General features: G+C 39.1%; 11 protein-coding genes. All 11 read right to left on the reverse strand.

The window, feature by feature from the left end; genetic code table 11:
* Positions 1-790: 790 nt before the first annotated feature.
* Positions 791-2,179, reverse strand: a complete 1,389-nt coding sequence (locus ACSBL2_RS18815; protein ID WP_442588098.1) for a tetratricopeptide repeat protein — start codon at positions 2,177-2,179, stop codon at positions 791-793.
* Between the two features lie 238 nt (positions 2,180-2,417).
* Positions 2,418-3,005, reverse strand: coding sequence for a hypothetical protein (locus ACSBL2_RS18820; RefSeq protein ID WP_442588099.1), 588 nt, complete (start codon positions 3,003-3,005; stop codon positions 2,418-2,420).
* Positions 3,002-3,706, reverse strand: a complete 705-nt coding sequence (locus ACSBL2_RS18825) for a hypothetical protein (protein ID WP_442588100.1) — start codon at positions 3,704-3,706, stop codon at positions 3,002-3,004. Before ACSBL2_RS18825 ends, ACSBL2_RS18820 begins: the two co-directional genes overlap by 4 nt.
* 52 nt (positions 3,707-3,758) lie before the next feature.
* On the reverse strand, positions 3,759-4,628 hold the full coding sequence (locus tag ACSBL2_RS18830) for a hypothetical protein (protein WP_442588101.1): 870 nt from the start codon (positions 4,626-4,628) through the stop codon (positions 3,759-3,761).
* A gap of 184 nt (positions 4,629-4,812) precedes the next feature.
* On the reverse strand, positions 4,813-5,385 hold the full coding sequence (locus tag ACSBL2_RS18835) for a hypothetical protein (protein ID WP_442588102.1): 573 nt from the start codon (positions 5,383-5,385) through the stop codon (positions 4,813-4,815).
* A gap of 440 nt (positions 5,386-5,825) precedes the next feature.
* Complete coding sequence (locus ACSBL2_RS18840; RefSeq protein ID WP_442588103.1) at positions 5,826-6,944, reverse strand: XAC2610-related protein; 1,119 nt, start codon at positions 6,942-6,944, stop codon at positions 5,826-5,828.
* A gap of 31 nt (positions 6,945-6,975) precedes the next feature.
* A complete protein-coding gene (locus ACSBL2_RS18845; RefSeq protein WP_442588104.1) occupies positions 6,976-7,410 on the reverse strand; it encodes a hypothetical protein in 435 nt (144 codons plus the stop codon).
* Between the two features lie 172 nt (positions 7,411-7,582).
* The gene (locus ACSBL2_RS18850) at positions 7,583-9,553 is read right to left on the reverse strand and encodes a sensor histidine kinase (protein WP_442588105.1); all 1,971 of its coding nucleotides are present in this window, start codon (positions 9,551-9,553) and stop codon (positions 7,583-7,585) included.
* Positions 9,553-10,305 carry a LytR/AlgR family response regulator transcription factor gene (locus ACSBL2_RS18855; protein WP_442588106.1) on the reverse strand — a complete coding sequence of 251 codons (753 nt, stop codon included), beginning with the start codon at positions 10,303-10,305 and terminating at the stop codon, positions 9,553-9,555. The genes ACSBL2_RS18850 and ACSBL2_RS18855 overlap by 1 nt, the downstream gene beginning before the upstream one ends.
* Positions 10,306-10,417: 112 nt before the next feature.
* Positions 10,418-11,623, reverse strand: coding sequence for a hypothetical protein (locus tag ACSBL2_RS18860; protein ID WP_442588107.1), 1,206 nt, complete (start codon positions 11,621-11,623; stop codon positions 10,418-10,420).
* A gap of 290 nt (positions 11,624-11,913) precedes the next feature.
* Positions 11,914-14,085 carry an ATP-dependent helicase gene (locus ACSBL2_RS18865; RefSeq protein WP_442588108.1) on the reverse strand — a complete coding sequence of 724 codons (2,172 nt, stop codon included), beginning with the start codon at positions 14,083-14,085 and terminating at the stop codon, positions 11,914-11,916.
* Positions 14,086-14,143: the final 58 nt, after the last annotated feature.

Genomic DNA, 14,143 nt, shown 5'->3' on the forward strand with positions numbered 1-14,143 from the left:
ACATTAATTTTTCCTCCATGGTTTTATTTGTTTCACTATGCCAGGCGGTCGCCAAATTCAGCGTCCGCTTTTATAACAGTAAAGAACCGGCTTGCAAGAAAAAAATTCCTGTTGTTAACCGCTTGTTCATCTTAAAAGCCCTCCCAAGGAGGTTTTGTTTTTTAATGCTGATAACGCTTTGTGATCAAACCGCTTGCAGATCATATGTGAAAATAAACAAAAAATAATCACGCAAACGATGAGTGGTAAATAAGTCGTTATAAACACATAATACCAGATCTCCTGGTCTGAAAACGTACTCCATCCTGCTACCCGATTCCTAAATTCCCAATAATTGATGAACAACCAATATATCATCATGATCAGGGTCAGAACAATCACATGCATCCTGCTGCCTACATTATACCGATTAAAAAGTAAAACCAATAGGGTAATACCTACCATTGGATAAAGACATAACCACTCCAAATAATCAATTGGAGAACTGCTTAGGTCTACCGATGACAACGCATCTGGCGAAGCCCAAATCACTTCCATACTGGTGCTCGGGATGATCAGCAAGTTGATGTAAAAGATTCTTTTTATCATTTTAATTGGTTCAATAACACTTGCGCCCCATCCATCTATAATTGGTAAAGCAGGACTTGCCTATCTAATTGATAACCGTTAGTGTCTATTACGATGAGTACTAAGAATAAATATTTCATATCCACAGGTTTCTAATGATGATTTTTTAAACAGTATCCTGGTGGTGATTTTAATCAATTGATTATCTTATCGTTCTGCTTTTTTATAAATGGCAACCTGCTAACAGCGATGCTTCCACCTCTATCCCCATGTTTTTTGCTTTAATTAAATCCAGGCAATAATCTTGATCAGCCAACAGCTTTTTAAGCTGCCCCCTCACATAGTATGAAAAACCTATTGTACCATCCAGACTTATCCCCCTATTGCAATCTTCTACAGCTGCGCGCAGCGTTGGTGCTACTTTTTGCGGTGATGCTCCGGCTTTTAACACCAAATGGTTTTGAAATGATTCTTTAGCCAATCTGGCGCCAACCATAGTTGTTGATTTCTGAACTTTTTCCAAAAGGCTTACCTTAGCTATAGCCCTATTGATATAAGATACCGCATACTTTTTATTGATCTGTATACTCTGGTTGAAATCAGTCAGCGCCAGCTCGTATTTGTTAATTTCCATGTAGATTTCTCCCCTTCTGTTAAAATAAGTTTCTTTATCCAAACCAGCGGGCAGATCCGGAACAAGAGCAATCGCCTCATTAATATCCATTAATGCCTCATCAAACTGCCGGGCATAGATTTTACATGCTGCATCACTATAATAAATAGCAGCTACAGATGCATTATAGTAAGTCAGCAGTTCTTGCCTGTTTGCCGCTGCAAAGCGCGGATTTTTCTCAAACTCAACTAATAATCCCCGCTTATTTGCCAACGCAGGTTTATAATTTGCTTCCGCATTTTTATAATCCTTCAGGGCCAGGTAAGTATTTCCTTTAAATGATAAAATCATAGCATTATCCGGGAATTTGAGTAAACCCGAGGAATAAATAGCCAAAGCTTTATCATATTGTTTTAAGTTATAAAATGCTACACCACGCTGATAATAGTAGCTGGCCTTGCTGGCATCGCAAAAATCCAGCATTGCCTCTTCAATTCTTTTTAACAATTGAGGATCATGATTTCCTTGCTGTTGAACCAGCATTTTCGCTTTCGTATAATCCTGGCAGGAGGCATCCATATTTTCCAGTTCAAAATAAATTTCAGCCCTGTTACAATAAACCAGAACATCACTGGAATCTGCAATCACCGCTTTATCCAGATAGATTAAAGCCTGCTTAAAATCAGATTTACTGGCATAAATACGACCGATATTTAAATAACAACGGGCACAAGCCGGATTGACCACCAATGCTTCACGGTAATATTTCTCACCAAGTTCCAGATGGTTAACCTGCAGGTACCGGAAGCCGGTTAACCGCAATAACATTTCGTTTTTCGGCTCCTTTTTCACCTCCCTTTCCAGATAGGGGATGATTTCTTCCAGCCTGCCGGCCTGAGCTAAGGAGTCTACCTTTATTTCGTATACTGTTTTGCTTTGCCCAAAAAGGCGGACAGATATCAAAAGAAGAATTACATAAAGGGTGATCTTGAAATTCATCAGTATATAATTGTTTTTTAAAAGTGATGAAGCTATCATAAGCTTATTCATTACGGTTTTTGTAAGCAGTGAGTTGATGATAGTTTCCTCAGTAAATATTTGTTTTCTAAAGGGCACGAAGCTATCATAGGATAAAATTTCTAATTCAATATACCGCGAATCATGTTCCTATTTCCTGCACTTAATTAAACGCAAAGGTATATTGATGATTTGCCGGTAGCCCTTTATTATCCGCATATTAAAAATCCGATTCAAAAGGGACAAAATCCTGGAGTCTGGGTAATGGGCGGATCAGCCTTTTATCTCTCCTGTTCATGGTAACTTCCCCGGTATCATAACGTTCTTCTTTATAGTGCCGGATGCCGGTAGAGAGGTTAAAATCATCCAAAAACATCGTACCAATTCCATCAGAGCTCCTCTGGGTATATCCAATCAGTTCAAAATTCCCATGCTGATACCTGAATTTGTGAAATAACATACCTCTGCTGAGCTGATTATTGATCGTCAGCACATTATTGTTCACCGTAACTTGTTCAAAGTCGATCTCCGGCCTTAACCCCGTCTTACCATTGGGAAACTGCGCCGCAATAAGCTTGTCCGAAGATGCGATCAACCTGTATTTACCATTTTGCAGGCGAAAGAACACTTCCAGACGGAAAGGACCGGTATCGGCTACCGTATCCTGTGTTACCCGAACCAGATCTGGCAAACCGTCCTTATTCAAATCCCCTTTCGCTTCCCCTATTAATACGGTAAAAGGATTTTTGTGGGTCTGGGCCTTTATATTAACCGCAGCTAACAATAGTATAATAAGATACTTCTTCATTCTGTATTTGCTTTATAATAGCTGAATATTTTCTCCACCTTGTCATCAGTCTTATGGGTACGGCAAGCCTTTATGATAAAAGTTTTATCATTTAACCACCTGACCTCCTCAATGGCAAAACTATCCGTCTCAAAACTGAGTTTTTCTTTAAGTAACTGGCCAGATTTACCCTTCCTGTCTACCTGTAACAAACCTATAAAACAGCTATCCCCATCATACAGCCGGTTATAATAGTAGATGAGATAGCTGCCATCTGCGGAAGGGATGGGTGCTTCCACCGCACCGTCCCCAATAGAAATGATCGTGTAATAATTGGCAGTCAGGCTATCCACCAATCCCAGTGTACCGAAACCCAAATTATCCGACATGGTATTTTCCGTGATAGCATACATTTTAAGCCTGGAATAGTAGCCAAGATATTCATAACCATCAAAATCATTTTGCTCCTGATTGATCCTCTTTAAGCTTATATTTCTGTTTTTAACAGGGAGCGTGAAATGTGTTTCGCTTTGCTGGATTTTAACCTTCTCCAGTCCATTTGCTGTTTTGCAAAGATCATATTCGGCTGCACTACTCTGCGTAAATTTGATCTTCGGCAGTTTTGCAAACTTTGCAATATACCCCACCTCATTACTTTTACCCAATTGCGCAACCACAGGCATCGAAAATACCATCAAAATAAATAAAAGTAATTTTCTCATCCTCCCGGTAATTAATTATAATCCTATTATTCAACCCATTGGTTTCAGCGCCTTAATAATAAACTATCGTTCTTTTGATCAGTTGATTATCCGTCACCTCAGATTTCCCATTGCTTACAGTGATATATTTTTTTGTTTTTTCAACCCAGTTGCCATGATCATCATATTGATAAGTACAATTCATCTCTCCCCCGTCTTTATAGGTAGTTTTTAAGATATCCCCTTGGGCATTGTACACATAGATATCTTCTGCATCCTGGTTTTGATCCGTCCTGCTTTCCCTGATCAATTGGTTTTTATCATTATAGGTACTCCTGACCATTCGGTAAGGTTGGTTTCCCTCATCATAATCAGTTTCTTTAACCTGGTTGTTACGATTGTCGAATTCCTTTACGGTGCGATAAGAAAGTATAAACTTTCCTGTATTTTCATCAAACCTGTACACAGTTTCAGTCTGATCCTTGCCATAACTGTAAATGGTATAAAAACAGCTATTATTTAACACTTCATTACCATCTTCAATGATCTTTATCTCTTGTTTTTCGAGTTTTCCATCCCCATTATAACTGAAAACTACCTCTTTGTTCTTGACCCCTCCTCTTAAAACACTGAATTTCTCCATTTTACGCTGCTTACCATTCTCGTAATGGTACAGGCTCGATAAATTGACTGTTTCTTTACCGGTTTCCTGGTCTACGACAATGATAGATTCCTTAAGCAGGTTACCTTTTCCATCATACTCGTTAAGCACGTCCTTGCCAAAACCGTAACTCCTTTCATTTTTGATTGTGTGGATATCATAGTATATAATTTTCTCCGATTTGATCACGCCACTTTTTGTTTGGGCCTGTAAAGTTTTATTCTGCTGGCAAGAAAAAACACTCAAATTCAAAACCATGATTAACATATAAGTCGATTTCATTTTCATTGCTGTTTATGAGCGTTGTGCCCGTACTCGTTTTACCTGTGTATCTTATTATTTGTTATTTGTTAGACAGGGCCTGTTAAGTTGATAGTACACAATTTCGCAACTACAATGTGGAACCATCCTACTGCCAAATGCGATTTGGCAACACTGCGGCAACTACACCGTAGGCCCTGGCAACTCAATTTGCTTTGATCGTATACGGTTCTACCTTTTTGACATACTCATCACTGAAACCATCGGTTTCGAGAGATATTTCCTCTCTTTTTATAAAGGATAGATTTCCGTATCCAGTCAAATTGTAAACCGTTGTCATGATAGTAGGAAAATGATAATCAAACCTTTTGAAGGTAATGATCAGCGTCTTATCATTTACCAGGTAAGTACCTTCAGTTTCTATTTTATGATCCGCATTTCTTATTTTTTTAGGAAAGGTAAGTTCAAGGTTTTTCTTGCCATTACGGTTGATGGAATAAAGCGCATATTCTTCCCCGGTAGCTTTACGATCGTAATCCATCATTTTTTTTAGGGCAGTCACCACCTGTGGTGCGTCGGGATCTTCAGTAGGAATTTTGGGTTCTACCGTGGCTTTCCTGATATCTTTTTTATACAACTGATAATTAGTCCCACCAATCACTATCCTTTTAACCAGCAAACCATATGGCCCCGCTTTTTTAGCTGGCTCAATTTTTCCCTGGGCAGCAAGCAAACTGGCGCTAAAGATCAGGAAGAGTACGGGCATATATGTTTTCATGAGTAAATATTTGTTTTCTATCGGTTATGAAGCGATCATGTCATAACTGTTTTTCTCTTACTCCTAAGTAACAACCTTAAATAACCATTTTTTGGCGTAATGATAATTCGCCTGCGGGCAATGTAAATTTGTTCAAACTGCGTTATTATTCGCAGCCTACCTTACGGGATAAATACCACCGGGCCCGCAATATGAGCAGGAATAGATCGGTCAAAAAGAAAAATTTCCCATCTGTCACCAAATCATTATCTTTTATTTTCTATGTCGTTTCGGGAACCCCGGTAAGTACAGCTTCACTCTTCATCTGCTGCATACAGGAGGTCATTCCACCGAATGATAAAAAAACGTAGAAGAGTTTGATGTACTTGTTCATCGTTTCGAAATAGTATGCTTATGATCGCTTCATCAAAGACAATTACAGGCCAATAAAATCAAGATTTTCATTTCTGTTTCAACAACTTTTCAATTCTATTGTTCAGCTCTCCTGCATCACTATCAAATTTATCTTCAAAGCTTTCTCCTATTTGCCGGATTGTATGGTCAGCTGATATTTTATAAATGCTGTAATGATTAGTCCCTGCATAACCATAAGACACAATGACCTGATGCAGCTTATCGTATTGCGGATTAACTATCTTTTCAAAGTCCCTAACTTTGTGCAGCGTTTTTGTGTTCGGATTAACCAGGTACAGGTAGTAAAATTCGTTGGAACCGCGGCTACCGGTAGTAGAAAAAATGAGTAAATCCTTGGTACCATCGCCATTAAAATCTTCCTCATTCACCGTACTCTTCGGCTGGTTGATCACAATGTTTTCCTTCCAGATAGTTTGGGTACCCCGTACAGTCTGCCGTAAAAAGTAAATGGTACTCTTCCCGGTTAAGGGGTTATGTTTTATAGACACCACATCACTTTTATCGCTTAATGGATAATAGTTTGTCCAGACAACATGAGGATCAGGTTCTGAAACCGATGCTGTTCGTTTACTCTTTTCCTCCCCGTAAATCGCAGCACACTTCTCCATGTAACGGTAGACAATCTCATCATTAAAACTATCCAGGTAAGTCGCCGGAAAGACCATTTTTCTTTTGATCACAGGGATTTTTATCAGCTTAGAAAGCTCCTCATCATAATAACTCCACATCCCTTCGTACTGGTTTTTAAGTAAGTCTACACTGGATTCGCCGCTTCCATCGTTATTAGCCGGACCAAACTCATACCGGTCCATCGCCACCAGCTGGATTTTTTTAGCGGCCTGATTATATTGAAAGTCTGCATGATATCCAGATCGCATCGATGGAACAAAATAGGTAAAACCCTGTCCCGACTCCCTGATCCCCGCATGTAGCTCTTCAAATGCAAGTTCAAGGCTTTTTATGTTCTTAAATTTTTGCGTGGACAACCTGCACCGGATTTCTGCCTTTACACGATCAAAAATCACGGTGTCCCTTACCTGATCGTGGTCTAGGTCTATTCTTAAAGTATCATTTTCATTGAATTCCTGGGCACACGCCGCCTGGAAATAGAATATACCCATCAGGAATACTAACTGCTTCATCATATCCTATGCATTAAAATTTGAATTTTCTCCATTAACAATCATTATTCGAATAATGTGTCTGCTCTATATAATCATCCATCTCTGCTTTCTGTTTTCCTGTTAACACTTGTTTTTTCAAGAAAACTTTAAGCTGGGTTCTGCCATCCGGACTAATCCAAATCCCTTCAAGGGTATCGGCAGACTGTTTTAAGATCATCACGCCGGTAAACCGAAATTCAGTCATGCAGAAGTTGCCTTTCTTATTTTCGTCTATCCTCAGTTCAATCCAGTTTTTACCCTTACCATATTGATAAATACCAGTATATAAAAAACCCGTTTCCCCACCGCAGGGATTGGGTTCCTGTTTTAAATACATTCTTACAGACCTATTGTTTACCGTACCACTGTAAAGTGTGCTAACTACCTCCTGAGCAGTCAAAGAAAGAGAGCTGGTTAAGCCCAAAAAGAAAATAATTAAGAATTTCATAAGTTATCTTTTAAATACATGATCAAAAATGTCCAAATCGCTGAAGCATAAATACCTGTTAAACTTCAGCACAATACTAAAATACATTTCGTAAAAGCTATATATTAATATGATTACTATCCGTAAGAACAGGATCTGGAAGTGATCCTGTCTGGCTATTATCCGCAGCTCTTTACTCTGTAGCAGACCCTGTATAGGCCGACTTTACCGGAACCTTAATGGTGACTAAAGTGCCATTATGCTCATCAATTTTAATCTCAATTCCGGCAGCAGAACCACTTTCTTTGGCCAGAATAGCCAGCCGCTCTTTACTGATGGTGGTCGACAAAGATTTGTGTGCTGCAGGATCATTAAATTCAGTAATTCCCCTGCCGCTGTCTTTGATCCTCACTACAAGCAGGTCATCCACCAGATCAAAGTCAACCCTGATCATTCCGTTTTTTCCATTCGGATGAATACCATGTAAAATTGCATTTTCTACAAAAGGCTGTATCAGCATTGGAGGTACACAGATACCATCAATATCATGTTCTTCGTTGATATGAACCTGATAGGAAAAAGCATCATCATAACGCATCTGCTGTAAACTGAGGTAGTTGTTCAGGGTATCAATCTCTTCACTTAGTTTAACTGTGCTCTCCCTGGAAGATTCCAGGCTGCTCCGCAGCAACCTGCCAAATTGGTGCAGGTATTTTAAGGCTTTTGCATTCTCATTAAAACGGATAAAACTCTGCAGGGCAGACAGGGTATTAAAGATAAAATGGGGTTCCATTTGCGTACGCAGCAAACGCTGCTCCAGCTGTATTTTTTCAGTTTCAGCTTTAAACTTCCTTTGCCGCTGGATAAAATACAGTAAAAGGGCCACAGCAATAGCCAATAAAAAAGCCAGCAAACTTACCGTAAGCCACAAGCGGTTACGCTGCAGTTTTGTTTCCGATAAAACCACCGTCTCATTGAGGTGGTTAATGGATTTATCCTTCGCCTGCAACTGAAAAAGCGCAGCCATTTCGGCAATAGCCCTGGCATTCTCTGTCTCATAAAGGAATTTTGTACGCTGTGACAATACATTTTGTTCTTTTTCTGCTTCGGCATAACGCCTGGTTGCAAAAAGGTAATCCAACCGGTTTTGATTATACAGGATTAAACTTTCATCATCAATATTAGCGGGGTATTTCTTTGCAAAACCTTCACTTTGCTGCAAGTAAAACCGGGTGCTGTCCAGCTGTTTTAACTCCATAAAAACACCGGCAAGGTCTACATAACTCACATACAAGTTACCGGTACGGATACTGCTGGCTAAGGCGCCGTTTTCATCTGCATCTGCCAGATCCAGCGCCAACCTTTTGCGGCTATAAATTAAGGCAGAATCCTTTAGTTTAACTTTGATAAAGTAGGCGGCTTTTCTATCATAAACAAACCTCTTCTTTTCATCATCTGGGAACTCATTACTTATCTTTTCCATCTTTTTGATATAATGGTAAAGCGAATCTGAATTTTGACCGGAGGAAGAGTAACACCAGGCCAGCTGGCTGTAGGCCCTAAAAGCATCTTTAGGGTTGTTCTCCAGATCCGGCAGCAAAGCCATAGCCTTGCGGTTTAGCATAAATGCAATGTCGAACTGCCTTAACTGTGTGCAGGACTGCGCGGCAGAGAAATAAACGGTTATCTTTTGCTTGGGACTGAGGGTTAAACTGGTATCTGCGCTTAACATTTGAGCCGCCTTGTTATAATAGTAATTTTCCTGGTGAAGTTTCTGCTCTAAATGTGCCACATTTCCCAGACCGCTATAGAGCTGTACCTTTTCTTCACCATAACCCTCTTCGTTTTCCATGAATAGCCAGGCCAGCTGCATATGGTATTTGATGGAGTCCAGCTCGTTCATCGCATAAAATACACCAGCAATGTTATAGTGAATTTTAGAGAGCAGAACAGAGTCTGACCCAATTTTTGGATTACGCAATTGATTCCTCCAAAAACTGAGTTTGGCTTCCAAATCCGTGTTCTGGCTTTGTTTTTTCGACGCCTCTTTAAGCACCAGCAGCATTTTCTCCCTGTTGCTCACCTTGCTGTCCTTAATTTTCTCCTTACAGCAGAACAAGGTACAACTGCAAAGCATCAGCAAAATGACAACGCCAGACCTCATTAATCGATATGGTTGAAATGTTGGTGGATATAATCTTTTCTTCTGCTGGACACCGGAATTTCTGTTTGATCTTTCAATACGATTGTTCCGGATCTCAGGAATTTATCTACATATAACACATTAACCAGGTAAGATTGGTGCGGGCGCAGGAACCATTTTTCAGGCAGCAGTTCATCGTAAAACTTCAGCGGTTTAGAGATCATCACCCGGCGTCCTTCCGTTAGGAAAAACCTGGTATAACCACCTTCACTCTGGCAATAGATAATTTCCTTGAGCTGCAGCACCTGCACATATTCCAGGGTATGTAAAACGATACGGCTTTCCAAATCACTTTCCCTGTGTGTAGCCTGTGATTTTAGAATAGATATTTGCTGTTGCTGCTGCAAAAGTCCATTCACACCTTCTCCCGCAATTTTAGCCAGTGCTTCTTTAAACTCATTTTCTTCCAGTGGCTTTAACAGATAATCCAGTGCCCCAAATTTTATCGCTTTCACTGCAAAATGATTGTAAGCAGTGATAAAGATAATCCTGAAATTGATTTCATCCAGCTGGTTCAGAATATCAAATGCTGTACCGTCCGTCAGCTGGATATCCATTAAAATCAACGCTGGTCTGGTGGCTTTAATCAGGATCAAACTTTCCGATACACTGGTTGCAGAACCCAAAAAGTTAAATCCTTCTTCCTGTGCCAGCAACCATTCTATTTCTTTACGAACTGCGGGTTCGTCCTCTATGATTAAAGTTCTTATCATCCGGCATTCATTGGTTTAACAGGTAGCTAAACATCGTTATTTTTTTTGACTCTTTAATCCTGAGAAAAACAAAAACCTGTTTTAAGCCCAGGCTTTAATCAACAGGTAAAACCTATGGTTTCTCTTTCTTGTGTTTGATGATATAGAATTCTTGTGCATTCACACGGAGCAGACTGAAGTTGAGTTGTTCAGACTGGTAGTAATCCAGCCGCCTTTCCTGGCAATCCCCGTAAAGATCTCCTTCAGTATAAGTGCTGTTTAACTTAAACAACAGCATTTCATTGTTACTTTTCAATTCGTAGTACTTCATTCCATTATACCTCAGGGTATCACTATTCCTGCAATGAAATTCACTACTTTTCTCAAAATACACCATTTTTAAATTTGAATCCTCTTTCAATGAATCTATCACCCAATCATCCTGGAGCTGGATGTTATTCTTGTTTTTCCTTTCCCTCTCGCCATTAAAAATCCAGGTAATGACTTCTTTTCCGTCGTAATCCGTAAACAGCCCATCCTGAGCAATAAGCGGATAAAAGTTATCATTTGTGAGCTCATTGTCTTCAATTTTTTCAATGATATCCCCATCCTTATTTAACCTCCAGATCATTTGAACTGGTTTTTGCTTATCGTTACTGCGATGGTTTGACATAATAATCACCTGATGAGCATTCGGAAGCAGATATGGTTGCTCCAGGTGGGTATACTCGCTGGTTTCCAATAAGCGTGTAATTTGATTATTCGCAGAGAATGGTAGCTCATCAAGAGGCTTGTAGCTGTTATATTTCTCATCAAAAGCAGGCTGTTTGATTTTATTGGTGATATAGAACAGAAATACCATTGCAAAGAATACAGCAATGGCGATGACCAGAAAATTAAGGTTGCTCCGCAATGACGAGGGCTGAGTAATTACTTCTTTTGGCGCAGGATAGCTAATTGTCAGACCGATGGCCAGGGTACAAATTGCGATAAATAGTCCATGTGTAACAAAAAACTGTTTAAGGATGTTGAGGTAGTCGCGGGTGTTGCCAAATGGTTTGATAGACACCCCTGCATAAATCAGCCAGGCAATAATGAGGAAGACCATAAAAGGCAATACGATACGGAAGCCAATGTGCGGATATATTCCGGTGGAACTGGCGTACGCTGTTATTTTCACGACAAAGAAATAGGCAAAAAATATCAGGATACCGATCACACCTATCGCGATTGCCGCTACAGGAGACATAATGCTCCCAGGCTGCCTGACATAATAATGCTGCGTGAACATCAAGAGTATGACCGCAAGAAATGCAGCCTTTATATTTATGTTTTCCATATCTATTTTAATGTAAACGTATAGCTAAAACCAATTGACCTTCTTTTTCAGATGGGTTCAAATCTAAAATAGCGTTATGGGATTACATTATAGCAGAGAGTTACTATTAGCAGCAGGCCAATGGTTATTTGCCGGCATCCTGCCAGGATCCGTGCTACGCAAAAGGATTTCTATGAATTTTCACCGAAGGAAAATTTAGAGTTCGAATTCATTTGAGCCAGCTTTTTTTGGATCAAGCGAACAAAAGTTGGTCATATATTTTTCCCTCCCCTATATTAATCAATGTAATATTATGGGTTAGACCTTTGTTCGGCTGCTATTTTTTTTCCGCAATAAGGACAAACGAACCATAGCTTCTCCAACTGACTAAAACACTCTTCACATAAAATTACTTTTTCAACTACTGATTTTGAAAGGTTTGTTGTGCGAACAGTAAAAGTTTCAGGAATTTCTTTAAGAAAGCTGGATTCATTTCCTTTTTCTGTGATCAGAAACAATTTGTCCTTGGCTCTTGTGATGGCAACATAGAAAAGCCTCCTTTCTTCTTCCAGCAGCATATCATGATTTGCTTTTTTAATAACCTGGAAAATTCTGTCTTCAAGCCATATATCGGGGAAGCCCCCATTGCCTTCTGTCAAACCAATGATGAAAACAATTTTGGCCTCCAATCCTTTAGAGCCATGAATGGTCTTTCCCTGAACTCGAATCCCTTCATCTTTAAAACGATCAAAATAAGGTGTAAACATCTTACTCCTTCTGTATAAGAATAAGATTTCGTCATTATTTACCCCTTCTTTTAAAAGTTCTTTTACTTTATCAACGCAGAACTGAATATGATCGCCCTGACTGTCCCCGGCAAAAACTACAATTTTATGTTCAGATTTTTTTGAAGCATGAACATCTTTATCCACCTTAAATTTATTATGCTTGATGACCTCATTACTTGCCCCTACAATATTTTGGGTGCTTCGGTAATTTAGATTGAGTTTTATGGTTTGAGATTCTTCAAAGTGCTTTTCAAATTCGACAATATAGTTCACATTTGAGCCACGGAAGCCATAAATACTTTGCCAGTCATCACCTACACAAAATAGTTGCGTCTTATCTTTTAATAATAGTTTGATAAGGTCTACTTGCAGGTTGTTTACGTCCTGAAATTCATCAACTAAAATATAGTCAAACTTAGCCCTGTATTTATTGGTAATGTCCTGTTGGTGCTGAAATAAGGAAGTGCTCCTGGAAATTAAATCATTGAAGTCCAGGTATGATTTATTGGTGCAATAGCTGATGTATTCTTTTACAATGGGAATAGCCAATTCGTAAAAATTACGAACTCTTTCATGTTGATCTTTTTTTGCATTCTCCAACACAAGGTCAATTGAAATATTTTCGACTTTGATCATATCGGTTATTCGCATAACCTGTTGCACAAAGTCTTTGACATCTCCATGATAACCGTTAAATTCTTCTCTAAAACTTAAGGAAACTGTTTTATGATAGTTGGCCGGCAACCTGTTTTTTACAACTTTATCCAAAGTGTGATTGAATAAAGCAGAGTCTTTGGTCATGCTGTCAAAAGTCTTGACCAAAAGCAGATTTCCCTTTTGAAACTGTTCTTCTTTTTGTTGGGTTGAATAACTTTTGTCGCTAATATGCTCAATGTACAAATTCGCTTCAGGGACAAAAAAATCAGGATGAAAAGGAAAGTCTTTTACATTTAATAGGGGTTCGTATTCGTATTTGATACTGTGTCTGTAAAACCAATCCGCAATAAATTGTTCAGATTTTGAACGGACTTTTGTTCCGTCTAAAGTGGTAAAATATTTTCCATCTTTAGGCAGGTAATTTTGATCGTACTTTTTAAGATGAATTTTGTCTACGACATAATCGAGGATATACCGTTTGAGCTGAAGTAAATAACCGGTATCCTCGCAATGCTCGATTAGAATTTTATGAAAAACTTCAAAAGCCGTTTCCGGAGCAACATGCTTTCCCAGTTCATCTTCTTCGTCCTTTTTTTCATCTCCAATTATGCGGAATTTATTGTCAAACTCATTTACACCATCATTCCGCAAAATACTATAACAAAAGGAATGAAATGTTCTAACGGTTAGTCCGTCAATCCATTTATATTTTTTCTGTTGGTAAAAACGCTCTTTATCTTTATCTGCTTTACTTCTGCGTTTATCAAAAAGCTGTTTTTCATATCCCCCTGTGGTGTCCGCCGAAATGATAAGACGGTCTATCATTTCATTGGTAGCATTCTTTGTAAAAGTGATGGCAAGGATATGAGCGGGACTCACACCTTTTTCTTCTATCAGATAAATAAGCTTCTGCAAAAGTGTTTTGGTTTTTCCCGAGCCGGCACCCGCCAAAACTAAAATCCTGTTATTTTCACTGACAACAGCATCCCGCTGTTTATCGTTTAATGCACTTAAATCGGTTTTTGCGTTTGTTTCCATAATCCAGGGTAAATGGTTACAGACAAATATCCTAAATTATTTTCTTACAAATCAGCAT

The sequence above is a fragment of the Pedobacter sp. AW31-3R genome (assembly GCF_052180285.1).
In the GTDB taxonomy this organism is placed as follows: Bacteria; Bacteroidota; Bacteroidia; order Sphingobacteriales; family Sphingobacteriaceae; genus Pedobacter.

Bases quoted from the DNA above. Each gene is read 5' to 3' on its own strand.
- ACSBL2_RS18815 (WP_442588098.1), bottom strand. From the start codon at position 2,179: ATGAATTTCAAGATCACCCTTTATGTAATTCTTCTTTTGATATCTGTC.
- ACSBL2_RS18820 (WP_442588099.1), bottom strand. From the start codon at position 3,005: ATGAAGAAGTATCTTATTATACTATTGTTAGCTGCGGTTAATATAAAG.
- ACSBL2_RS18825 (WP_442588100.1), bottom strand. From the start codon at position 3,706: ATGAGAAAATTACTTTTATTTATTTTGATGGTATTTTCGATGCCTGTG.
- ACSBL2_RS18830 (WP_442588101.1), bottom strand. From the start codon at position 4,628: ATGAAATCGACTTATATGTTAATCATGGTTTTGAATTTGAGTGTTTTT.
- ACSBL2_RS18835 (WP_442588102.1), bottom strand. From the start codon at position 5,385: ATGAAAACATATATGCCCGTACTCTTCCTGATCTTTAGCGCCAGTTTG.
- ACSBL2_RS18840 (WP_442588103.1), bottom strand. From the start codon at position 6,944: ATGATGAAGCAGTTAGTATTCCTGATGGGTATATTCTATTTCCAGGCG.
- ACSBL2_RS18845 (WP_442588104.1), bottom strand. From the start codon at position 7,410: ATGAAATTCTTAATTATTTTCTTTTTGGGCTTAACCAGCTCTCTTTCT.
- ACSBL2_RS18850 (WP_442588105.1), bottom strand. From the start codon at position 9,553: ATGAGGTCTGGCGTTGTCATTTTGCTGATGCTTTGCAGTTGTACCTTG.
- ACSBL2_RS18855 (WP_442588106.1), bottom strand. From the start codon at position 10,305: ATGATAAGAACTTTAATCATAGAGGACGAACCCGCAGTTCGTAAAGAA.
- ACSBL2_RS18860 (WP_442588107.1), bottom strand. From the start codon at position 11,623: ATGGAAAACATAAATATAAAGGCTGCATTTCTTGCGGTCATACTCTTG.
- ACSBL2_RS18865 (WP_442588108.1), bottom strand. From the start codon at position 14,085: ATGGAAACAAACGCAAAAACCGATTTAAGTGCATTAAACGATAAACAG.